This is a genomic window from Halorhodospira sp. 9622 (assembly GCF_022228025.1).
In the GTDB taxonomy this organism is placed as follows: Bacteria; Pseudomonadota; Gammaproteobacteria; order Nitrococcales; family Halorhodospiraceae; genus Halorhodospira; species Halorhodospira halophila_A.
On sequence record NZ_JAJNRE010000001.1, the window covers coordinates 41,684 to 64,709 of the forward strand.

Annotated in this window: 19 protein-coding genes and 2 tRNA genes; 7 read left to right on the plus strand and 14 right to left on the minus strand. The window is 66.9% G+C overall.

Translation table 11 applies throughout. From position 1 onward, the window contains the following. Positions 1–7 precede the first annotated feature (7 nt). The gene (locus LRG07_RS00200) at positions 8–1,372 is read right to left on the minus strand and encodes a TrpB-like pyridoxal phosphate-dependent enzyme (protein ID WP_201171074.1); all 1,365 of its coding nucleotides are present in this window, start codon (positions 1,370–1,372) and stop codon (positions 8–10) included. A gap of 176 nt (positions 1,373–1,548) precedes the next feature. On the opposite strand from LRG07_RS00200, the gene LRG07_RS00205 reads away from it, so the two are divergent. After that, complete coding sequence (locus LRG07_RS00205) at positions 1,549–3,453, plus strand: ATP-binding protein (RefSeq protein WP_238641543.1); 1,905 nt, start codon at positions 1,549–1,551, stop codon at positions 3,451–3,453. A 34-nt stretch (positions 3,454–3,487) separates the two neighbouring features. On the opposite strand, the gene LRG07_RS00210 is transcribed toward LRG07_RS00205, so the two are convergent. Continuing rightward, positions 3,488–4,054: a lipocalin family protein gene (locus LRG07_RS00210; RefSeq protein ID WP_238641544.1), complete on the minus strand. Its 567-nt coding sequence runs from the start codon at positions 4,052–4,054 to the stop codon at positions 3,488–3,490. A 126-nt stretch (positions 4,055–4,180) separates the two neighbouring features. Here LRG07_RS00210 and LRG07_RS00215 point away from each other — a divergent pair, with 126 nt between their 5' ends. Then, the gene (locus LRG07_RS00215) at positions 4,181–5,692 is read left to right on the plus strand and encodes an SDR family oxidoreductase (protein ID WP_238641545.1); all 1,512 of its coding nucleotides are present in this window, start codon (positions 4,181–4,183) and stop codon (positions 5,690–5,692) included. Here the strand turns inward: LRG07_RS00215 and LRG07_RS00220 are convergent. Further along, the gene (locus LRG07_RS00220; RefSeq protein WP_238636856.1) at positions 5,590–6,525 is read right to left on the minus strand and encodes a DMT family transporter; all 936 of its coding nucleotides are present in this window, start codon (positions 6,523–6,525) and stop codon (positions 5,590–5,592) included. The genes LRG07_RS00215 and LRG07_RS00220 overlap by 103 nt on opposite strands. A gap of 145 nt (positions 6,526–6,670) precedes the next feature. Here LRG07_RS00220 and LRG07_RS00225 point away from each other — a divergent pair, with 145 nt between their 5' ends. Next, positions 6,671–7,540 (plus strand): LysR substrate-binding domain-containing protein, encoded by an 870-nt coding sequence (locus LRG07_RS00225; protein ID WP_201171089.1) that lies wholly within the window; start codon positions 6,671–6,673, stop codon positions 7,538–7,540. Between the two features lie 170 nt (positions 7,541–7,710). Continuing rightward, complete coding sequence (locus LRG07_RS00230; RefSeq protein WP_238632499.1) at positions 7,711–8,271, plus strand: hypothetical protein; 561 nt, start codon at positions 7,711–7,713, stop codon at positions 8,269–8,271. Positions 8,272–8,336: 65 nt separating this feature from the next. On the opposite strand, the gene LRG07_RS00235 is transcribed toward LRG07_RS00230, so the two are convergent. Continuing rightward, positions 8,337–10,265: an ABC-F family ATP-binding cassette domain-containing protein gene (locus tag LRG07_RS00235; RefSeq protein ID WP_238641592.1), complete on the minus strand. Its 1,929-nt coding sequence runs from the start codon at positions 10,263–10,265 to the stop codon at positions 8,337–8,339. 63 nt (positions 10,266–10,328) lie between these two features. Here LRG07_RS00235 and LRG07_RS00240 point away from each other — a divergent pair, with 63 nt between their 5' ends. Then, on the plus strand, positions 10,329–11,210 hold the full coding sequence (locus LRG07_RS00240) for an ATP-binding protein (RefSeq protein ID WP_201242179.1): 882 nt from the start codon (positions 10,329–10,331) through the stop codon (positions 11,208–11,210). 38 nt (positions 11,211–11,248) lie between these two features. On the opposite strand, the gene LRG07_RS00245 is transcribed toward LRG07_RS00240, so the two are convergent. The 8 genes from LRG07_RS00245 to LRG07_RS00280 all read right to left on the minus strand — a co-directional run bounded on the left by LRG07_RS00245 (position 11,249) and on the right by LRG07_RS00280 (position 18,084). Further along, positions 11,249–11,325, minus strand: a tRNA-Arg gene (locus LRG07_RS00245). Between the two features lie 51 nt (positions 11,326–11,376). Next, positions 11,377–11,466, minus strand: a tRNA-Ser gene (locus LRG07_RS00250). Between the two features lie 49 nt (positions 11,467–11,515). Then, positions 11,516–11,731 (minus strand): carbon storage regulator CsrA, encoded by a 216-nt coding sequence (csrA, locus tag LRG07_RS00255; RefSeq protein ID WP_201171118.1) that lies wholly within the window; start codon positions 11,729–11,731, stop codon positions 11,516–11,518. A gap of 123 nt (positions 11,732–11,854) precedes the next feature. Beyond that, complete coding sequence (locus LRG07_RS00260; protein ID WP_201171121.1) at positions 11,855–13,105, minus strand: aspartate kinase; 1,251 nt, start codon at positions 13,103–13,105, stop codon at positions 11,855–11,857. 71 nt (positions 13,106–13,176) lie between these two features. After that, on the minus strand, positions 13,177–15,768 hold the full coding sequence (gene alaS, locus LRG07_RS00265) for an alanine--tRNA ligase (protein WP_201242223.1): 2,592 nt from the start codon (positions 15,766–15,768) through the stop codon (positions 13,177–13,179). Between the two features lie 4 nt (positions 15,769–15,772). Beyond that, positions 15,773–16,258 (minus strand): recombination regulator RecX, encoded by a 486-nt coding sequence (gene recX, locus LRG07_RS00270; protein ID WP_201171124.1) that lies wholly within the window; start codon positions 16,256–16,258, stop codon positions 15,773–15,775. After that, positions 16,255–17,319 carry a recombinase RecA gene (recA, locus tag LRG07_RS00275; protein WP_201171181.1) on the minus strand — a complete coding sequence of 355 codons (1,065 nt, stop codon included), beginning with the start codon at positions 17,317–17,319 and terminating at the stop codon, positions 16,255–16,257. The genes recX and recA overlap by 4 nt, the downstream gene beginning before the upstream one ends. Before the next feature lie 264 nt (positions 17,320–17,583). Further along, positions 17,584–18,084 (minus strand): CinA family protein, encoded by a 501-nt coding sequence (locus tag LRG07_RS00280; RefSeq protein WP_201171127.1) that lies wholly within the window; start codon positions 18,082–18,084, stop codon positions 17,584–17,586. A 37-nt stretch (positions 18,085–18,121) separates the two neighbouring features. Between LRG07_RS00280 and mutS the strand changes: the two genes are divergently transcribed. Then, positions 18,122–20,731 (plus strand): DNA mismatch repair protein MutS, encoded by a 2,610-nt coding sequence (mutS, locus tag LRG07_RS00285; RefSeq protein WP_238641546.1) that lies wholly within the window; start codon positions 18,122–18,124, stop codon positions 20,729–20,731. A gap of 105 nt (positions 20,732–20,836) precedes the next feature. Beyond that, on the plus strand, positions 20,837–21,160 hold the full coding sequence (gene fdxA, locus LRG07_RS00290; protein ID WP_011814444.1) for a ferredoxin FdxA: 324 nt from the start codon (positions 20,837–20,839) through the stop codon (positions 21,158–21,160). Positions 21,161–21,174: 14 nt separating this feature from the next. On the opposite strand, the gene xerD is transcribed toward fdxA, so the two are convergent. Further along, the gene (gene xerD, locus LRG07_RS00295; RefSeq protein WP_238641593.1) at positions 21,175–22,050 is read right to left on the minus strand and encodes a site-specific tyrosine recombinase XerD; all 876 of its coding nucleotides are present in this window, start codon (positions 22,048–22,050) and stop codon (positions 21,175–21,177) included. Between the two features lie 89 nt (positions 22,051–22,139). Beyond that, positions 22,140–22,949: a slipin family protein gene (locus tag LRG07_RS00300; RefSeq protein WP_201171132.1), complete on the minus strand. Its 810-nt coding sequence runs from the start codon at positions 22,947–22,949 to the stop codon at positions 22,140–22,142. Positions 22,950–23,026: the final 77 nt, after the last annotated feature.

Genomic DNA, 23,026 nt, shown 5'->3' on the forward strand with positions numbered 1-23,026 from the left:
GCCGCCGTCAGCGCTCCACCGACGGCAGTCCGGACAGCGCCATGGCCGTCTCGACCTGGCTCCCGCCGAGGTCGCTGAGGTTGCCCGCCAGGTAATCCGTGTAGGCCTGCATGTCGAAATTGCCGTGGCCGCAGAGATTGAACAGGATCGCCTTCGACTCGCCACGCTCGCGGCACCCCTGTGCCTCATCGATCACGGCCTTGACCGCGTGGTTGGCCTCCGGCGCGGGGATGATTCCTTCGGCCCGGGCAAACTGCAGCCCGGCGGCGAAGCAGTCGAGCTGATCGTAGGCCCGCGCGTCGAGGTAGCCGAGGTCCATCAGGTGGCTGATCTGCGGGGCCATACCGTGGTAGCGCAGCCCCCCGGCGTGGAACCCCGGCGGCATGAAACCGGAGCCAAGGGTGTGCATCTTGGTTAGCGGCGTCAACTGCGCCGAATCGCCGTAATCGTAGGCAAACCGGCCCCGCGTCAGGGTCGGACAGGCCAACGGCTCGACGGCAATGGCCTCGATGCTCGGCCCGCCGCGCATGGCCGCCCCCAGGAAGGGGAAGACGATGCCCGCGAAGTTGCTGCCTCCCCCGGTGCAGGCAATGACGGTGTCGGGGTAATCATCGGCCATGGCCAGCTGCTCCATGGCCTCGAGCCCCGTAACGGTCTGGTGCAGCAGCACGTGGTTGAGCACGCTGCCCAGCGCGTACTTCGTGTCGTCGCGCTGCGCGGCCAGCTCGACCGCCTCACCGATGGCGATGCCCAGGCTCCCGGTGCTGTCCGGGTTGTCCGCCAGCACCGAGCGCCCGAAGGCCGTCTCTTGGCTCGGGCTAGCGATGCACCGCGCCCCGAAGCTCTCCATGAAAGCGCGCCGGTACGGCTTCTGCCTGTAACTCACCCCGACCATAAAGACCTCGATATCGAGGCCGAACATGGCACCAGCGAGGGCCAGTGAAGAACCCCACTGACCAGCCCCGGTCTCGGTGGTAATGCGGCGCACACCCTCGGCGTGGTTGTAGAAGGCCTGCGGGAGAGCCGTGTTTGGTTTGTGGCTCCCGGCGGGACTGACGCCCTCGTACTTGTAATAGATCCGTGCCGGCGTATCGAGGGCCCTTTCCAGGCGGCGCGCCCGGTAAAGCGGCGCCGGCCGCCACTGCCGGTACGCGTCACGGACCGGCTCGGGGATCTCGATCTCCCGCTCGGTGCTCAGTTCCTGCTCGATCACGCCACGGGGGAACAGCGGCGCCAGATCCCCCTCAGAGACGGGCTCCCGCGTCGCCGGATGGAGCACCGGTGCCAGCGGGGCAGGTAGGTCGGCACTGATGTTGTACCAGGCGCGCGGTATCCGCGCCTCATCGAGCACATACTTGACGGTCTCACTCATGGTTGGCTCTCGCGCTGGCCCTGATCAGAACGCCGGCTATGGTAGCCGCGCCCGCGCGTCAGGGAAAGCTGACAGGGCGCGACACGCCGCCGCCGGAACAATGAGGGTTGCCACCGGACACCCTTACACGGTATGGATGAGCGACAAGCTGCCGCAGCTAGGGAAGGCTCAACGCCATGGTGACCGATCAGCAAACCCTCCTCGAGGTCGCGCAGGCGACCACCGCGATCGGTGGCTGGATGCTCGACCGCTCCACACAGGTCATCCACCTGTCCATGGAGACCCGACGACTCCTCGAACTGCCCCCGGACCGCCCCCTGAACCTGCGCACCGGACTCGGCCTCTACCCGCCCGAGCATCGGGCCACGGTCACCCGAGCCACCCACGCCGCCCTCCACCATGCCCGCCCCTTCCAGGTCGATGTCGATATCCACACCACCAGCGGCCGCCGGCTCCATGTCCGCAAGCTGGGCAAACCGCTGATGGACGACTACGGCAACATCCTGGGCCTGCGCGGCGCGCTGCAGGATCTGACCGACATCAAGGCCGCCGAACGTCAGGCCCGGCGCCTGTCACAGCGCCTGGAGACCACGCTGGAGAGCATCACCGACGCCTTCTTCCTGGTCGATCCAGCCTGGCGTTTCACCTATCTCAACCGCGAGGCGGAACGCCAACTCAACTGCCGGCGCGAGCAGATCCTCGGCCGCGTGGCCTGGGAGGTCTTCCCCGAAGCGCTGGGCACCGCGTTCGAGGCAAATTACCGCCATGCCATGGCCAAGCGGGATCCAGTGGTCTTCGAGGCCTACTTCGCGCCGGTCGAGACCTGGTTTGAGGCGCGGGCCTACCCCTCCGAAGAGGGGCTGGCGGTCTACTTCCGCGACATCACCCAGCGCAAGCAGGGCGAAGCGGAGATGGCTCAACTGAACGAGGATCTGCGCCAGGCCCGCGAGCGCGCCGAACGAGCCAGCCGGGCCAAATCGGAATTCCTCGCCGCCATGAGCCACGAGCTGCGCACCCCGCTGAACGCCATTACTGGCTTCGCTCAGCTGCTCCACCACACCCCGCCTGAAGCGTCCGCAGACCGGGATCACCACCTTGACCAGATCCTGTCGGCGGGCTGGCACCTGCGCGATCTGATCGGCGACGTCATCGACTTCGCGCAGATCGAGGCGGGTCAACTGGCTGTTCACGCCGAGCCGCTGGCCGTCGATGCTCTCGTGCGCAACAGCTTGGCGATGATCGGCGAGCAGGCGCGGCGCCGCGGGCTCTTCGTGGACTGCCAGGACACTGCCGAACCGGCCCCCTGGGCCCGAGCGGACCCGGTCCGCAGCCGCCAGATCCTGCTCAACCTGCTCTCCAACGCCATCAAGTACAACCGCCCCGGGGGCACGATCAGCGTCTCCTGGTCCGCCGCCGAGCACGGCGTACATATCGATGTCGCGGACACGGGCAGCGGCATCCCCCATGCCCGACGCGAACGCCTGTTCGAGCCGTTCGAGCGGCTCGGACGCGAGGCCGGTTCCATCGAAGGCAGTGGCATTGGTCTATCGCTGTCGCGGCGCCTGGCCCGGATGATGAGCGGCGACCTGAACCTGCTCACCACCGCTCCGGAACGCGGGACCACCATGCGACTAACCCTGCCCCACCACCTCAACGAGCCCTCCCCGTCAAGCGCGGAGATCCCCCTGCGCCTCGATGAGACGAGGCCCGCAGCGCCCATGCGCATCTGCTACATCGAGGATAACGAGCTGAACATGATGGTCGTCCGCGGTCTGATCCGCCGCAAAACGGGGGTCGAATTGGATGAGGCCTGGACCGGCGCCGAGGGCTTGGCGCGCGTCCGGCAGTGTCAGCCCGATCTGGTGCTTCTGGACATGCACCTGCCCGACATGCATGGCCGCGAGGTGCTGCGCGCCCTTCGCGCGGATCCCGAGCTGTGCCGACTCCCTGTGGTGGCGCTGAGTGCCGATGCGGCCAACGAGACGCTGGAAACCGCCGATGGCACCCTGGACGGCTACCTGCTCAAGCCGTTTCGACTGGCCGACCTGGATGCGCTGATCGCCCGATTCGCCCCGCGATGAGCCGGCCAGTGGCCGGATCCGCAGCCGCCGCCGCTCACCCCGATGGCGCCGTGCCGTGCTCCACCCGCTGGAACTCCTCGACATCGAACCCCAGCGCCTCGGCCCGGCCGACCAACTCTTCCAGAATCTGCTCATCGAGTTCCGGCTCCCGGGAGAGGATCCACAGGTACCCACGGGTCGGACCGGAGACCATCGCCCACTCATACGCGTCCTTATCCAGCGCGATGACGTGGTAGCCGCCGCGGATGGGCCATGTGAAGGTCACCGTCAGGCTGGCCACGTCCGGTTCGCCCTGGAACCGCGCGGTACCCTCAATCTCCTGCCACTGCTCATCGCTGGGATCGTACCCGCGGTTGCGTAAGCCGAGGCGCCCGTCCTCGCGGATCCAGTATTCCGCGCTGACGTCGGTCAGGCCCCGCTCGAAGCGATGATCGAGCCGTTTGATGGAATACCACTGCCCCGTAAACCGCTCCGCCTCGAACCCATCGACGGGATCCACCCCCGCGGGCAGTCCGGTACACCCTCCGGCTATCGAAAGCGCCCCTGCAAGCAGCAGCAACACCCCGGCTCCACGCAGACAACGCCCCAGGACCCTTGCCATCAACGCCCCCTCCTTCGACCGCATCACCGGGTCATGGTGTCACAGCCCGGAATCAACCGATGAACTTATCGCCCTGATCCGTCATCCTACTGGATAGGAGACCAGACGCAGGGGAAGAGCAGGATCATGGACACGGACCATCCGCAGCACGACTCCGCGGCGAACAACTCCTCGCGTTACGTGGTTTTCGGCGCCAGCGGCTATATCGGCTCCCACCTGGTCGCCGAACTGCTCGAAGCCGGCTGCCGGGTGCGGGCGGTTGCCCGCAACCGCGAGGTGCTCGAAGCCCGCGAGTGGGAAGGGGCCGAACTGGTCGCTGCCGACGCCCTCAAGCCCGAGACCCTAGTACCGGCCCTGCAGGGTGCGGACGTGGCCTACTACCTGGTCCACTCCATGGGCGCCGGCAAGGCCTTCGGGACCCTGGATGTCGAGGCGGCCCGCAACTTCGCGGCTGCCGCCGCGGAGGCCGGGGTGCGTCGAATCGTCTACCTCGGTGGACTGGTGCCCGAGTCGGCGAGTTCCGCGCACATCCTTTCGCGGCGACAGACCGGCGATACCCTGCGCGAAGGATCCGTGCCGGTGACCGAGCTGCGGGCCGGCATCATCGTTGGACCTGGGTCGGCGGCGTTCGAGATCATGCGCGACCTAGTGCTCCACCTCCCGATCATGGTCACGCCGCGCTGGGTCTTTGCGCAGTCGCCGCCCATTGCGCTGCAGGATCTTCTTGAGTACCTGCGTCGGGCACCGCAGTGCGAGGAAACCGCCGGAGCCATTCTGGACGTCGCCGGCCCGGAACACCTGACCTACGCCCAGATGATGCGCATCCTCGCCGAGGAGGCGGGACGGCACCCCCCGAAAGTGATCCCGGTCCCCTTGCTGACTCCGAAGCTCTCCTCCTATTGGCTGCGCCTCGTCACCGCCGTCCCCACACCGATCGCCAGAGCCCTGATCGAGGGGCTGCGTGAGGACTACCGGGCCGATGACAGCGAGATCCGCCGCCTGGTACCCCAGCAGCTGCGGGACTTCCGCGGCGCCGTGCGCGACGTCTTCCGCGCCGAGCGCGAGCGGTCCGTGGCGGCCCGCTGGACCGAGGGCGCCTTCATGTTCCGCAACTACCGGATCGACTACAGCTACTACGCCAAAAAGGCCCACGGCTCCGCCGTCACCACCGCGGAGCCCGATGCCGTCTGGCCCGTGGTCACCGCCATCGGGGGTGAGAACCGCTACTACTACGCCAACGCGCTGTGGAAAATCCGCGAGACCCTGGACTGGCTGGTAGGCGGACCGGGCAGGAACTATGGCCGACGCCACCCGACGGAGCTACGCGTGGGCGACATGATCGACTCTTGGCGGGTTATCGAACTGGAACCGGAGCGGCGGATGACCCTGTGGTTCGGCATGCGCGCCCCCGGCTCCGGCGTACTAGAGATCGAGCTCACGCCGCGAACCGGGGGCGGCACCGAAATCACGGTGGCCAACCACTGGCACCCGGCCGGGGTCTGGGGCCTACTCTACTGGTACGCCCTAGCCCCAGCTCACTCCCTCATATTCTCGGGGCTGGCCCGATCCATCGCCCGGCGGGCTGAGGCTTCTTCCACTGCGTCCGGGTCCCGCTCGGCGGCACCCGACTCGGACTGACCCTCGGCGCTCTGCGCCAGCAGCGCACCGCCGACCACGGCCAGGCCCGCGATCAGCAGAGCCGGCTCCGGCTCGGTAAAGCCGGTGAGAACCAGCAGGACCGCCGAGATGACCGGGACCATGTAGGTCAGCACACCGAGCAGCCCGGTGGGACCCTTGCGCAGGGCGAGCCCCCAGGTCATGAACGCAATCCCGTACGGACCCACGCCGATCAGGGCGGCCGCCAGCCAGTCCGTACCCTGAGGTGCACTGACGCTCTCACCAAGCAGGAGCTGGAGCACCACGGCGATGAGCGCCGCCTGGGCGAACATTCGCGCATAGCCGCGGAACGGGATCGAGCCCGCCTGCGTGAGGTAGACCGAGAACGCCGCCCAAGCACAACCACTGATCACCCCGAAGACATAAGCGACCAACGGAGTCTCCGCCCCGGCAGGCGCGTCTCCCAGGATCAGCGGCGCCACGCCGACAAACGCCACGACCATCCCGACGAGCACCCGGGGCTGAACCCCGCGCCCGGCCAACCAATTGGCGACAAGCACGAACACCACTGGCCACAGGTACGTGACCAACGTCACGCGTGCTGGCTCCCCCCAGGCCAGCGCGGCGAAGTAGAGGTAGAGCGCTGCCACAAGCGAGAGCACGCCGCCGAGCCAGTAGCTCAGATCCGGGTCCGGCATTCGGCCGTGCGGCTCACGCACCAAAATTGCCGAACACCAAGCGACCGCAGCGGCCGCCATCAGGGCCACTACCGTCGTCATCATGGCCGGCAACTCGGTAAGTTGGCGCAACAACGGCAGACTGCCCCACAGGCTTACCGAAAAAACACCAGCCACAAGACCCGAAAGCAGCGCACGGTTCAGCAACGCATGACCTCCTCTAACCTTTTGATGGACCTGAACGGGCCGCGTAATATAGGGCTCATCATTCGATCTTCCAAACGAATCTTCGTAATCAACCGATCACGTTGCTCGATCGCTCATGAAGACACGCATCCTCGATCTAACGCTGCTCCAGACCTTCGTCGCGGTCGTTGAACAAGGCGGCTTCACGGCCGCCGGCGAACAGCTGCACCTTGCCCAATCCACTGTCAGCGCTCACATTACCCGCCTGGAGGAGTTGGCCGGCCACCGCCTTCTGCGCCGCGACCAGCGCAAGCTGGCGACAACCACCAAGGGCGAACGACTGCTCGCCCACGCGCGTCGGCTATTGCAGCAAAATGCCCTCGCCTGGCAGGAGCTTCAGGAGGAGCGCATGGAGGGACGGGTTCGGCTGGGAATCCCCGACGACTACATCATGTTCCTGCCGGAGAGCCTGAGCGATTTCGAGGCCCGCTACCCCGGCATCGAGCTCGAAGTCAGTGGCGGCCTGAGCGTTGACCTGATCGAGCAGGTCCAGGCGGGCCAGCTGGACCTGGCCGTCGTTACCAGGCAACCGAAAAGCCCGGGCGGCGAGGTCCTGCGCCGCGAGCCCCTCGTCTGGGCGGCAGCGGCGGCGTACGCCGCCGAGGAGCGCGAACCACTCCCGCTCGCCCTCTCCCGCCAGGGCGTGTGCACCTTCCGCGAGCAAGCCGTCGAAGCCCTGGAGGCCGCCGACTTCCCCTGGCGCATTGCCTATACCAGTACCAGCCTGGCCGGGCTGCGCGCGGCAGTCCGCTCCGGGCTGGCCGTGACGGTTCTCACCCCTTCGATGCTCGATCCGGATCTGCGCACACTGGGACAGGAGACGGGGCTACCGGAACTGCCCAGCATCGAGCTGGCCCTCCACCGTGGCGCCGGGCGGCCCAGCGAGCCGGCACGCCAGTTGTTCAACACGCTCCAGGAACGACTCGGCAACGTCAGCCACGGCTGACCGACACTGTTAGAAAAACCGATACCTCGGATGCAGAAAAACGCCTCGACTGCTTGCAGCCGCAGACACCGGCGAGTAGGTTAATGCCGCGCTGCTAGCGGATTGCTCCGCGCGAAGCCCCGGGCGCCCTCGCCCCACGCACCGGAGCGGACAACGGAAAGGATTGGCTTATGAAACGCAACGAAGAGATTATCGAAGCGCTACGGATCTACACCAATCGCCGGATCCCGCTGCTTTGGGGCAGCGTTCTGGCGATCCTCTTGGTGGCGCACTTCGTCACCGCCTACCTGGTGGAGCAGTTCTGGAGCGAGCACCTGGCGGTGAGCCCGTGGGTGGCCATCGCCGCAGTGCTGATCGGCATTGCCTTCTTCCTTTACGAGAAGATCGGCAACAAGCTGCGCGCCGCAGAGTTCGAGTTCCAGCGCACGGCGCTGGGCTACTGGGACTATGAACGTGGCTACCAGCAGTCCGAACGAATCCGGCAGGCGGCGCTAGTAGGCTTTCTGGGCACCGTGGTCGTCTACGTCGGGTTCGCCTTCGCGCAGTTCTGTGCCACCGCCGACGACGCCAGCCGCAAGGTGCTGACGGACCTCGCCCCGGGCAAACAGATGGAGCTGCTCAGCAATCCGGAGCAGGCCGCCGTGCTGGGCCTCGGCGCAGCGCTGATCATCGCGGCGCTGGTCTGGATCCACCGGGTCCGCGAGCAGATCCGTAGCGACCTGAGCGCCTGACCCCCTGGCCGGCCGGGTAGCCAGCGCCCGGCCGGCACCCCCGCCTGACATCCGCTTCACGACAGCTACTGACCCGCGGCCTGAGCGGCCTCGACCGCCTCCTCCGCCTCGATCCACTGCGCTTCCAGCGCATCCCGCTCACGCTGCAGTCGACCCTGCTCCTGCAGAAGCCCGGTCACGGCCTCGTTGTCGCCGCTGTAGAGTTCCGGATCGGCAAGCTGCGCCTCCAAACGAGCCAGCGCCTGATCGCACGCCTCGATGCGCTCGAGCAGTTGCTCGGCGCGCTCGCGCAACGGCTTCAGTGCCGCGCGCTGCTGAGCCTGCCGGCGCCGCTGCGCCTTGCGCTGCTCGGCAGTATGGGCGGCTTCCGGGGTGGCTTCCCGGGCACCACGCCCGTCACCTCGTCGTGGTCCGTCTCCCCCACGGCGCCGCTCGAGCAGCCAGCGGTGGTAGTCGTCCAGATCGCCATCGAAGCCCCGAACACCGCCATCGGCGACCAGCCAGTAGCGCTCAACCGTTGCCCCCAGCAGGCTGCGATCGTGGGAAACCACCACCACCGCCCCGGTGAACCCTTGCAGGGCCCGGGTGAGTGCGTGGCGCATCTCCAGATCGAGGTGGTTGGTCGGCTCGTCGAGCAGCAGCAGGTTCGGCTGTTGCCAGACCAGCAGCGCCAGCACCAGCCGGGCCTTCTCGCCACCGGAGAGCGGCGCCACCGCGGCGGTAGCCTGATCCCCGACAAAGGCGAAACCACCCAGGAAATCCCGCAGCCGCTGGGGCGAGGCCTCCGGCGAAAGGCGCTGAAGATGCGCCAGTGGACTGGCCTCGGGATCCAGCTGCTCCAGTTGATGTTGGGCGAAGTAGCCGACCCGCAAGCCCGACGCCTGCACCATCTCGCCAGCCAGCGGGGCCAGCTCGCCGGCAAGGGCACGCACCAGCGTCGACTTGCCGGCGCCATTGGGTCCCAGCAGGCCAACGCGCTCCTCTTTCGCCAGACTTAGGGCCACCCCGCGCAGGACGGGGTCGGCGGCATATCCCAGATCTACCCCATCCAGCATGATCAAGGGGTTGGCCACGGCAGGCGTGTCGCTAAACCCGAACTCGAAGGGCGAATCTGCGTATGCCGGTGCAACCCGCTCCATACGTTCCAGCGCCTTGATCCGGCTCTGGGCGGCCCGAGCCTTGCTCGCCTTAGCCCGGAAGCGATCGATAAACCGCTGCATGTGCGCGATTTCACGCTGCTGCTTCTCGTAAAGCGCCTGCTGCCGGGCGAGGCGCTCGGCCCGCTGGCGCTCGAAATCGCTGTAGCCGCCGCTGTAGAGGGTGAGTCGGCGCTGCTCGATGTGCAGCACCCCGTCGACGACCCGATCGAGCAACGCCCGGTCGTGGGAGATCAGCAACAGCGTCCCGGTGTACTCGCGAAGCCATTGCTCGAGCCAAAGAACCGCCTCCAGATCGAGGTGGTTGGTCGGCTCGTCGAGCAACAGCAGATCCGACGGCGTCATCAGTGCCTGGGCCAGGCTCAGCCGCACCCGCCAGCCGCCGGAGAACGCCGATACCGGCCGCTGCGAATCTGCGGGGGCGAACCCGAGGCCGTGCAGCAACTCTTCGGCCCGCGCCCGCGCGCTGTAGCCATCCGCCGCCTCGAACCGGGCATGCGCGGACGCGATCCGGTGCCCGTCCCCCGCGCGCCCGGCGGCGGCCACCTCCTGCTCCGCCGCGCGCAGAACCGCATCCCCATCGAGGACAAAGTCCACCGCCGCGCGCTCGAGCGCCGGAATCTCCTGTGCCATCGAGGCGATCCGCCACCCCCCGGGGTATTCGACTTCGCCGCGATCTGTGGCCAGCTCACCGCGAAGCAGAGCCAGCAGGGTGCTCTTGCCCGAGCCGTTGGCACCGATCAACCCGATCTTGTGCCCCGGGTCGATGGCGGCACTCGCCCCTTCCAGGAGGGGCTCTGGACCGCGGCGCAGGGTGATATCGTGAAAGCGGATCATGATCGCCATGGTAACAACTGAACCAGGACTCAAGCGTGCAACGCCAACGAGAAAGGGAGGGTCATGGACCGCCTCGAACAATTCCTCGACCGCGCCGAGCAACTCCTCGAACGCATCGAACCCCTTCTCCCGCCCGCCGAGGCGGCGCCAGACTGGGACGCAGCCACCGCCTTTCGTTGGCGCCGGCGCGCCGGCCAGGGCTGGCTGGAACCCATCCCCGCCGCGACGCGGGTCGAACTCCGTCACCTGCGGGGCATCGAGCGCCAGAAAGAGACCCTGGTCCGCAATACCCGGCAGCACCTGGCCGGGCTGCCAGCGAACAACGCGCTACTCTGGGGGGCACGCGGCACCGGCAAATCGTCACTGATTCAGGCCCTGCACACCGCCTACGCCGAGCAGGGCCTGCGCCTGATCGCGATCGAGCCCGAGCACCTGACCGATCTACCCGGCTTGCTGCCGCTGCTCGGCCAACGCCCCGAACGGTTCATCATCTTCTGCGATGATCTCTCTTTCGACGCGAGCGACCAGCACTACCGCGCCCTCAAGGCGGTGCTGGACGGCTCCCTGACCTCCAGCGCCGAAAACGCCCTGCTCTACGCCACATCCAATCGACGGCATTTGGTCCCCGAGCACATGGCGGACAATCGCCAGGCGCACCTCAGCGGGGGCGAGCTCCATCACGGCGACGGGGTCGAGGAACGCATCTCATTGTCCGAGCGCTTCGGCGTACGCCTCTCCTTCCACCCTTTTGCCCAAGAACGCTACCTGGAGATCGTCCGTGGCTGGATCGAGTATCTGGGCGGGAGGATCGATGGCGACACCGAGACGACCCGCCAGGCGGCACTGGCCTACGCCCTGGATCGCGGCTCGCGCAGCGGACGGGTGGCCTGGCAGTTCGCCCGCGACTGGGTCGGCCGTCAGGGCCTGGGCGAGCACCACCCGTAAAAAAAGCCCGGCCCTTACGGGCCGGGCTTTTCGGATGTTGGCGCGCCGGGGAGGATTCGAACCCCCAACCTTCTGATCCGTAGTCAGATGCTCTATCCAGTTGAGCTACCGGCGCTATAAAGCGCTTTATTCTGCCGTTGACTGCTTGCCGAGTCAACCGTTGTTTTGGCGGAGAGAGAGGGATTCGAACCCTCGAAGGGCTTTCGCCCTTACTCCCTTAGCAGGGGAGCGCCTTCAGCCACTCGGCCATCTCTCCGTAGGGTGCGTACCTTAAGGGATAGACCCCCTCCCCGTAAACCCTCGAGCTACTGCGAATCGGCACCCTGCCCAGGGGCCGCCTCCGGGACATCGCCATCCTTCTCGTGACGGATCCGCTCATAGATCTCTTCACGGTGCACGGAGACATCCCGCGGCGCATTTACACCGATTCGCACTTGGTTACCCTTGACCCCGAGCACCGTCACACTGACATCGTCGCCGATCATCAGCGTCTCGCCCACTCTCCTGGTGAGTATAAGCATCGAACTTGACTCCTTGATTATGCCACCGCCACCGGCGCCTTTTGAGCGGGCGGCCGCTTCGCCCTCCAGGGCGGTCCGGGACCTAGCCGTCACCCCTTTCCGCCCCGAAGGACCGAAACTGCGCTACTCGTCGGAGAGACCCTCAAGCTCGGCCACGGGCTGGACATCCAACTCAAAGGCCTTGTGCAGGGCGCGCACGCCAAGCTCCAAGTATTTCTCCTCGACAACCACCGAGATCTTGATCTCCGAGGTTGAGATCATTTGGATATTGATTCCCTCGTTGGACAACGCACGGAACATGGTGTTCGCCACGCCGGCGTGGGAACGCATCCCGACGCCGACCAGGGAGAGCTTGACGATCTTGTCATCGCCATAAACCTCCCGGGCCCCCAGCTGTTCGGCGTTGTCCCGGACCAGATCCAGGGTGGCCTGATAATCGCGCTTGTGGACCGTAAACGTGAAATCCGTCAGCCCCTGCTGGCTGATGTTCTGGATGATCATGTCCACTTCGATGTTCGCGTCCGCCACCGCCCCGAGGATCTTCGCCGCGATCCCCGGCGTGTCCGGCACCCCGATGACAGAGATCTTCGCTTCGTCGCGATTGAACGCAATACCGGAAATCAGCGGCTCTTCCATTCCCTCTTCCTCGTAGGTGATGAGCGTTCCAGGCCCTTCTTCGAAGCTGGACAGCACCCGCAGGGGGACGCGGTACTTGCCGGCGAACTCCACGGCCCGGATCTGCAGGACCTTGGAGCCTAAGCTGGATAGCTCCAGCATCTCGTCGACCGTAATACGGTCCAACCGCCTCGCCTCGGGCACGACGCGCGGGTCGGTGGTGTAGACCCCATCCACGTCGGTATAGATCTGGCACTCGCTCGCTTCCAGTGCAGCTGCCAGCGCCACGGCCGTGGTATCGGAACCGCCACGGCCCAGCGTGGTGAGCGCGCCTTCCTCGTCGACACCCTGGAAGCCCGCGACCACCACGACACGTCCCCGCTGCAGATCCTCTTGCAACGGCTCAGCATCGATATCGAGGATCCGCGCCCTGCTGAATGAGCTGTCGGTCAGGATCCGCACCTGCGCACCGGTGTAACAGCGCGCCGGACAGCCGATCTGCTCCAGCGCCATGGTCAGCAGGGCGATGGTGACCTGCTCACCGGTGGACAGAAGCACGTCCACTTCACGTGCCGGAGGATCGGAGTGGATCGACTCGGCAAGCTCGACCAGGCGATTGGTCTCACCGCTCATCGCGGAGACGACGACGACCACGTCCTCTCCGGCCTCGCGGCTGGCCTTGACCTTCTCGGCCACTGCCTGGATGCGCTCGGTCGTCCCGACCGAAGTTCCACCGAATTTTTTGACTACCAGCCCCATGGGCATTCCTCAGCTAGCAGGGGCGCCTCACCCTCCTATTGAAAGCATTATAGGATGGTTATAAGACGCCATTAAGTCAAGTTATCCTTAATCCAGGCTTCTACAGAAGCCAACGCATCATTGACGCGGCTTGGGTCTTTCCCGCCCGCTTGGGCGAAGTCCGCCCGTCCTCCGCCACGCCCCCCGACCTGGGCGGCGACATGATTAACCAGATCACCGGCGGAGAGGCGATCGGTCAGATCCTTGGTCACGCCCGCGACCAACTGAACCTTCTCGCCCTGGACCGCCGCCAGCACGATCACCCCGCTACCGAGCTGGTTCTTGAGCTGATCCAGTGTATCCCTCAACCCCTTGCCACCCCCCTCAACGCAGGTGGCCAGGAAGCGGACACCGGCAACCTCGCCAGCATCGTCCAGCAGTGACCGACCGGCCTGGGTCGCGAGCTTCTGCTTGAGGCGCTCAATCTCTTTCTCCTGCTCGCGGGCGCGCTCGCTGAGCTGCTCGACTTTCATCACCAGGTTGTCGGGACCCACCCGCAACAGATCCGAGAGGCGATTGAGTCGCTCCTCGGCCTCTTGGACCCAGCCAAGGGCACGCTCACCGGTCAACGCTTCGATACGGCGCACCCCGCCGGCAACGCCGGTCTCGTCAACAATCTTGAACAGACCGATGTCACCGGTCCGCGCGGCGTGGGTGCCGCCACAGAGCTCCCGGGAATAATCACCCACCGAGATCACCCGCACCGTATCCCCGTACTTCTCACCGAACAGGGCCATGGCCCCAGCCTGCACCGCTTCCTCGTAGGCCATGTTCGCGGCCTCGACGGGGTGGTTGGTGAGGATCTCCTCGTTGACGCGCGCCTCGATCCCTGCCAGCTCTTCGCGCGACGGCGCCTCGTAGTGGGAGAAATCGAAACGCAGCCGGTCCGGTGCCACCAGAGACCCCTTCTGCTGGACATGGTCGCCGAGGACTTCGCGCAGGGCTGCGTGCAGCAGATGGGTGGCAGAGTGGTTGCGCACGGTCGCTTCGCGAGTCCCGCGATCCACCCGAGCGGTCACTTGGTCCCCCACGCCCAGCTGGCCCGCCTCAAGCCGCCCCAGGTGGCCGTGGGCGTCTCCCTGCTTGACGGTGTCCTCTACCCGGAAGCGTAGCCCGTTGGCCAGGATCTCGCCGCGATCGCCCACCTGGCCACCCGATTCAGCGTAGAACGGGGTCCGGTCAAGAACCACCATGCCCTGCTCACCAGCCTGCAGCTGCTGCACCGAGCGGCCATCCTGATACAGGCCGGTCACCGAGCCGACATCCTCCAGCGTCTCGTAGCCAGTAAAGCGACTCTCCCCGGCATCGACCACTTCTTCGCGGGCACCGCCGAACCGGCTCGCCGCCCGCGCGCGCTCGCGCTGCTCGGCCATGCGCGCCTCGAAGCCTTGATCATCCACCTCCAGGCCGCGCTCGCGGGCGATATCGGCGGTCAGGTCCACCGGGAACCCGTGGGTGTCGTAGAGCTTGAACACGACCTCACCGTCGATCACCCCGCTGTCGCTGCCCGAAAGGTAGTCGTCGAGCAGCGCGAGACCGTCCTCGAGGGTCTCGCGAAAGCGCTTCTCCTCCTGGAAAAGGATCTTCTCGACAAACTCCCGGCGCTCGCGAAGCTCAGGGAACGCCTCCCCCATGACCGTGTCGAGCGACTCGACCAGGCGATAGAAGAACGGCTCATCGATGCCCAGCTGGTAGCCGTGACGCACGGCCCGGCGAATAATGCGTCGCAGCACATAGCCGCGCCCCTCCGTGGAGGGCAGCACCCCGTCGACGATCAGGAAGGAGCAGGCCCGGATATGGTCGGCGACCACCTTGAGCGACGGCTTGCGCCGGTCGGCCACCCCGGCGATCTCGCCGGCAGCATCCAGCAACGGCGTGAACAGGTCCGTCTCGTAATTATCGTGAACGCCCTGCATGACCGCAGCCAGACGCTCCAGCCCCATGCCGGTGTCGATGGATGGGCTCGGTAGCGGGTGCAGGTTGCCCTCGGCGTCGCGGTCATACTGCATGAAGACGAGGTTCCAGACCTCTATATAGCGGTCGCCGTCTTCGTCCTCGGACCCCGGCGGACCGCCCGCAACCTCGGGGCCGTGGTCGTAGAAGACCTCGGAGCACGGACCACAGGGGCCGGTATCGCCCATGGACCAGAAGTTATCGTGGGCACCGATGCGCCGGAAGCGCGCCGGATCCACGCCGATCTCTTCCAGCCAGATCCGCGCCGCCTCGTCGTCGTCCTCGTAAACCGTAACCCAGAGCCGTTCGGCCGGAAGGCCGACCACCTCGGTGAGGAATGTCCAGGCGTAGCGGATGGCATCCCGCTTGAAGTAATCGCCGAACGAGAAGTTGCCAAGCATCTCGAAGAAGGTGTGGTGCCGGGCGGTGTAGCCGACGTTCTCAAGATCGTTGTGCTTACCGCCGGCGCGCACGCAGCGCTGGCTGCTCGCGGCCCGCTGGTAGCCGCGCTGCTCCCGCCCGAGAAACACCTCCTTGAAGGGGACCATCCCGGCGTTGGTAAAGAGCAGCGTCGGGTCGTTGGCCGGCACCAACGGCGAACTCGGCACGACCTCGTGCCCCCGCTCCCTGAAGAACTCCAGGAAGGCGGCGCGCAACTGCGCCGATGTCATGTTCTCACCCATACGGGCCCCTTTCGTCGTCTTCGTCCGCGGCGGCCACAGCCGCACGCACCTGTTCTGCCGTAAACCCGCGCCTTTGCAGGAATTGCGCCTGCCGCAGCGCCTCTCGACGATCCGCAGGAACGACCGCGCCGAAGCGACGCTGACGGACCGCGCGGGCCTGCTCCCACCAATCGACACCGGCGTCCGCCAGCGCCTCGTCGATCACACCGCCGATCACTCCGCGCTGGCGAAGCTCCTGCGCGATACGCACCGGACCCTGGCCCCGCTCGACGCGGCTGCGCACAAAGACTTCCGCAAAGCGCGTCTCGTCCAGCAACCCCTCATCGACCAGGGCCTCGAGCACCGGCTCCACCTCGCCCGGATCGAAACCGCGGCGGGCCAGCTTCTGCGCCAGCTCACGCCGCGTGTGCTCGCGCCGGCCCAGCAGGCGCAGGGCTACATCCCGCACAGCCCCGGGCTCCACCCCGGCTTCGCTCATGCCCCCTTGCCGGAGTCCGAATCCGAGCCGGAACCGTCGCCCTCGGTCGCTTCGGCCTCGGGAATAGCCGTACCGAGGACCTTCTCGCGGATGCGGGCCTCGATGTCGGCGGCGATCTGCGGATTGTTGCGCAGGAATTGCCGGGCGTTGTCCTTGCCCTGCCCGATGCGATCCCCGTTGTAGCTGTACCAGGCACCGGACTTGTCCACGAACCCTTGGGCGACGCCCATGTCGATGATCTCACCCTCGCGGGAGATCCCCTCGCCGTAGAGGATCTCGAACTCCGCCTGCTTGAACGGCGGTGCCATCTTGTTCTTGACCACCTTGACCCGGGTCTCGTTACCAAGGACCTCGTCACCTTTCTTGATGGCCCCGAGGCGGCGGATGTCCATGCGCACCGACGAGTAGAACTTGAGCGCGTTGCCACCGGTAGTGGTCTCGGGGCTGCCGAACATCACACCGATCTTCATGCGGATCTGGTTGATGAAAACCACCAAAGTGTTGGAGCGCTGGATACTGCCGGTGAGCTTGCGCAGCGCCTGGGACATCAGCCGCGCCTGCAGACCCACGTGGGAATCGCCCATCTCGCCTTCGATCTCGGCCTTCGGCGTAAGGGCGGCCACCGAGTCGACCACCACCACGTCGAGCCCTCCCGAGCGGACCAGCATATCGGCGATCTCCAGCGCTTGCTCGCCAGTATCCGGCTGCGAGACCAACAGGTCGTTGATATCCACCCCGACCGCCTCCGCGTAGTCCGGGTCTAGGGCGTGCTCAGCATCAACGAATGCCGCCGCGCCACCGGCCTTCTGCGCCTCGGCGATGATGTGCAGGGTCAGTGTCGTCTTCCCGGACGACTCCGGCCCGTAGATCTCGACCACCCGCCCGCGCGGCAGACCACCAATACCCAGCGCCACATCCAGGGCCAGTGACCCGGTGGAGATGCTCTTGACATCCCCGCGCACGGCGCGGGCGTCACCCATGCGCATGACGGCGCCCTTGCCGAACTGCTTCTCGATCTGCCCCAATGCGGCGCCGAGCGCCTTCTTGCGATCGTCATCCATTTCCGAATCCACCTCGTCGCGTGATTGCCCCATGATGACGGGCTCCGGCGCCCCCTCGACCCGGTCTGCGTCCCTGCCACCGGCCCGCCGCCAGGGTCGCGGATTATTCCACAACCCGGCCGAGTCTTTCACCCGGCACTATCGAACGATTCTAACAGCCCCGCCGGCATCCTTGGCGCCGTCACGCCCCCTGACTCGAGGTATCGGCCGCTAGCGCCCAGCGCTGGAGTATCTGATATAGACGCGGCCTGTCCGCACCACCGCTCAAGCCGCCCCCCGGCAACGCTCCAGCAGCCCTTCAAGGGCCATAGCCACGCTGGCCCGGCGCACGGCGTCCCGATCCCCTGGGAACCGGTACATCCGGGCCTGGACCCCGGCCGGCGACCCCCAGGCGATCCACACCGTGCCCACGGGCTTGGCCGCCGTCCCGCCCTCGGGGCCGGCGACACCAGTCACCGCCACGCTGTGGGTCACCGGCGCGCGGCCCAGCACCCCAAGGGCCAACGCCTCGGCCACTTCCTGGCTGACCGCGCCGTGCTGCTCGATCAGTCGCTGCGGGACGCCTGCCAACTCCCGCTTGGCCGTATTGCTGTAAACCACCAACCCACGCTCGAACCAGCTGGACGCACCACCACCATCGGTCAGGATCTTGGCCAGCAACCCGCCCGTGCACGACTCCGCCACCGCCAGACTGAGGTCGTATCGCTGCAACGCCTCACCAACCTGTCGCGCGTGCTCTTGCAGTGTGCGGTCGTCGTGTACCATATCTCCCCCTCATCCAACGCGGCACCGGAATCACCCCATGGCAGCAGCTACCCAAGAGGCCGAAACCGCCGAGGCAGGCGCCGGACACACCCCGATGATGCGACAGTTCCTGCGCATCAAGTCGGAGTATCCGGAGACTCTGCTGTTCTACCGGATGGGTGATTTCTACGAACTATTTTATGAGGATGCCGAGCGCGCCGCGAAACTCCTCGACATCACCCTGACCACCCGGGGCGAATCAGCGGGCGCGCCGATCCCGATGGCCGGCGTGCCAGTCCAGTCCGTCGAGAGCTACCTCGCCCGCCTGGTCCGGCTCGGCGAGTCGGTGGCCATCTGCGAGCAGATCGGCGATCCCAACGCCGCGAAGGGGCCGGTGGAGCGCCAGGTGGTGCGGGTGGTCACCCCCGGCACCCTGACCGAGGACGCCCTGCTCGAGGAGCGCAGTGCCAACCTGCTCACCGCCGTGGCCCCAGGGCCCAAGGGCCGATTCGGCGTGGCTTCCCTAGAGCTCTCCTCCGGGCGCTTCTCGGTGCTCGAAGCACCCGACCAGGAGTCCCTCGCTGCCGAGCTCGAGCGCCTAAGGCCCGCGGAACTCATCCTCCCCGATGATGACCAGACTCCGGCGCCGGAGGGGGGATGCGTGGCACAGCGCCGCCCGCCGTGGCACTTCGAGCACGATACAGCCCGGCGCCTGCTCCTGCGCCAGCTGGGCACTCACGACCTCTCCGGTTTCGGCGCCGAGGAGCTGCACGCCCCGGTGACCGCCGCCGGTGCGCTCCTGCAGTACATTAATGAGACTCAGCGGGCTGCCCTGCCCCACGTGGGCGCCCTGACCGTCGAGTCGAGGGACGAGGCCATCACCATCGACGCCGCCAGCCGGCGCAATCTGGAGATCGAGCGCAACCTCTCCGGGGGGACCGAGCACACCCTGGCTTCGGTGATGGACACCAGCGTCACCGCGATGGGCGGCCGGCTGCTGCGCCGTTGGCTCCAACGCCCCCTGCGTCAGCGCGGGACCATCGCTGCCCGCCATGCCGCCGTGGCTGCCCTGGCCGACGGTGCCTTCGCCGACGTGCGCAACGCCCTAGAAGGCTGCGCCGACGTCGAGCGCATCCTCGCCCGGGTCGCCCTCGGCACGGCGCGCCCCCGGGATCTGACCGGCCTGCGCGATGCGCTGGAGCGTCTGCCCCAGCTGCAGATCCTTCTCGGGCAGCTCAACAGCCACCGCCTGCAGGAGCTTGGGGTCGAGCTCGATGAACACCCGAAGACCGTCGACCTGCTGCAGCGGGCGATCATCGATGCACCGCCGGCAACCGTGCGTGACGGCGGCGTCATTGCTGACGGCTTCGACGGCGAACTCGATGAGCTGCGCTCGATGTCGCGCAATGCCGATGACTACCTGGCTGCGCTGGAGGCCGAGGAGCGGGCGGCCACCGGGATCCCGACCCTCAAGGTGGGCTTCAACCGAGTCCACGGCTACTACATCGAGGTCAGCCGCAGCCAGAGCAGCCAAATGCCGGAGCGCTACACCCGCCGCCAAACCCTCAAGGCGGCCGAGCGGTTCATCACCCCGGAGCTCAAGCGCTTCGAAGAGCAGGTCCTCTCCGCCCGCGAGCGCGCCCTGGCCCGCGAGAAGGCGCTCTACGAAGAGCTGGTTGCCGGCCTCGCCACCGAGCTAACCCCCCTCCAGCACAGCGCCGCCGCACTGGCCGAGCTAGACGCCCTGGCCGCCTTTGCCGAGCGGGCCCGGACCCTCGACTATGTCCAGCCGGAGCTGGCCGACACCCCCGGGGTACGCATCGAGGGCGGCCGGCACCCGGTCGTCGAACAGGCCCTGGATGCCCCCTTTGTGCCCAATGACGTCCGCCTGGACAACCGCCGGCGCATGCTGCTGATCACCGGTCCGAACATGGGCGGCAAATCGACGTACATGCGGCAGACCGCCCTGATCACGCTGTTAGCCTACGCCGGCGCCTTCGTCCCGGCGCAACGCGCGGCCCTGGGCCCCATCGACCGCATCTTCACGCGCATCGGTGCCGCCGACGACCTTGCCTCGGGCCGCTCCACCTTCATGGTGGAAATGACCGAAACGGCCAACATCCTCCACAACGCCACCGCCGAGAGCCTGGTGCTGATGGACGAGATCGGCCGCGGTACCAGCACCTTCGATGGCCTGGCCTTGGCCTGGGCGACGGCCGAGCGCCTCGCCACGCGCATCCGGGCCTTCACGCTGTTCGCCACCCACTACTTTGAGATGACCGCCCTGGAGCAAATCCACCCCGGGGTCATCAATGTCCACCTGGAGGCCGCCGAACACGGCGAACGCATCGTCTTCCTGCACGCCGTGCGCGACGGCCCCGCCAACCAGAGCTACGGACTGCAGGTGGCCGCCCTCGCCGGGGTCCCGCAGGAGGTCCTCCAGGCAGCGCGGGAGAAGCTGCGCAGCCTCGAGTCGGGCGATGGCGACGACAGCGGCTCCGCCCAGCTGCCGCTGTTCGGCCCCGAACCGGTCCTGCAGCCGCCGGCGCAGCCGGAGCCCGAACCGGACCCGGTCCGCACGGCGGTCGAAAACCTTGACCCGGATGGGCTGACCCCGCGGGAAGCCCTCGAGACCATCTATTGGCTGAAGGGACAGTGCGAGGAGTAGGACCGCGGTGCATGAGTCGTTAGAATGCTCGCCGCGGGTAGGGTGCCCGGTTGGGCACCATCACCTCCCAGGTGAAGGACCTGAAACGGCAACGGAGCCAGTTACATGACCTACGTCGTCACCGAGAACTGCATCAAGTGCAAGTACACCGACTGCGTGGAGGTCTGCCCCGTGGACTGCTTCCACGAGGGGCCGAACTTCCTGGTCATCGACCCGGATGAGTGCATCGACTGCACCCTCTGCGAGCCGGAGTGCCCGGCCGAGGCTATCTACTCCGAGGACGACCTGCCGCCGTCCATGGAGCACTTCCTAGAGCTCAACGCCGAGCTCGCCCAGAAGTGGCCGCTGATCACCGAGAAGAAGGATCCGCCGCCGGACGCCGAGGAGTGGGACGGCAAGCCGGACAAGCTCCAGCACCTGGAGCGCTGAGCCTCCGGCCGGGTTCAGCCGCGCGGGTGGTGCGCGGCATGGAGCTGTTGCAGACGCTGCCGGGCCACGTGGGTGTAGATCTGGGTGGTGGACAGATCGGCGTGGCCCAGCAGCATCTGTACAGCACGCAGATCCGCACCGTGGTTGAGTAGATGCGTGGCGAAGGAATGGCGCAGCGTGTGGGGCGAGATGGCCGGATCGATCCCCGCTTCGACGGCGTAGCGCTTGACCCGGTACCAGAAGGCCTGACGCGTCAGCCCTTCTCCGCGCCGCGTCACGAATAGGGCTTCGGCCACCCGACCACCAAGCAGCAGCGGACGCACCTCATCCAGGTATCGGCGCAGCCAGTCCAGGGCCTCCTCGCCTAGCGGGACCAGACGCTCCCGCCCCCCCTTGCCGACGACCCGCACCAGACCCTGGCGCAGGCTTACCCCGTCCACCCGCAATGCCACCAGCTCCGAGACCCGAAGCCCGGTGGCGTAGAGCACCTCAAGCAGACAGCGGTCCCGCAGTCCCAGCGGCTCGTCGGTATCCGGCGCAGCAAGCAGGGCCTCGACCTGGCGCTCGGTCAGCGTGCCCGGCAGGGGGTGGCCGAGACGGGGCGCCTCGACCTCGGCGGTGGGATCCTCGCCACGGACCCCGGTCGATACCAGCCGGCGATAGAAGCGGCGCAGGCTGCTGAGCAGACGTGCCGTGGTCCGCGGCCGCGCCCCGGCGGCCACCCGCTCGGCCAGATAGGCCAAGACATCGCTGCGCTGCGCCTTGGCAAGCCCGCCCCCGTGGCGCCGATCAAGGAACGCGGCAAACCCCTCCAGGTCCGAGCGATAGGCCGACAGGGTCGCATCGGAAAGCCCCTGCTCGGCCCACAGGGCGTCGAGAAAGCCCTCGATCTGCGCGGCATCCTCGGCGCCGGGGGCGGGCCGCTGCCGCGGCCGTCCCCGGCGCTCCCCACCTTCGACCCCCTGGCTCCGCCGTCGGCTCAGCGCGCACCTCCATCACCGGTGGTCGTCCCCTGCCCGTGGGCACCGCTACCAGGCCCGTGCCCCTCGCTGTATCCAAAGGCACGCAACAGCTCCAGCGGAAGCGGGAAGACGATCGAAGAACTCTCATTCTCGTTGGCCACGGTGACCAGCGTCTGCAGGTAGCGCAGCTGCAGCGAGGCCGGGCTCTGGCCGAGCACCTCGGCGGCATCCCGCAGCTTCTCGGCCGCCTGCATCTCGCCTTCGGCGTGGATGACCTTGGCCCGCCGGGCACGCTCGGCCTCGGCCTGCTGAGCGATGGCCCGGATCATCGACTCGTCGATATCGACGTGCTTGATCTCCACGTTGGCCACCTTCACGCCCCAGTAGTCCGTCTGCTGATCGAGGATCTCCTGGATATGAGCGTTGAGCTTGTCCCGCTCGGCCAGCATCTCGTCGAGCTCGTGCTGGCCAAGCACCGAGCGCAGCGTGGTCTGCGCCAGCTGACTGACCGCCGAGAGGTAGTCCTCAACATTGATAATGGCCCGCTGCGGGTCGATGACGCGGAAGTAGAGCACCGCGTTGACGCCGACCGAGACGTTATCCCGCGAGATCACATCCTGGCTCGGTACGTCCATGACCACCGTGCGCAGGTCGACGCGGACCATCTGCTGGATGAAGGGGATGACCAGGATCAGGCCCGGGCCCTTAACGCTCCAGAAACGCCCGAGCTGGAAAATTACACCTCGCTCGTACTCGCGCAGGACCCGGATCGCCGAGACGACGATCGAAAGCAGCACGGCGAGGACGACAATAAGAACGGTTTCCATGGGTATACCCCTCAGGCACGGTACGAATGCGCCTTCTCAGCATAGTCGCCCCCGGGGCGGGCTCGCTACCCGTACAA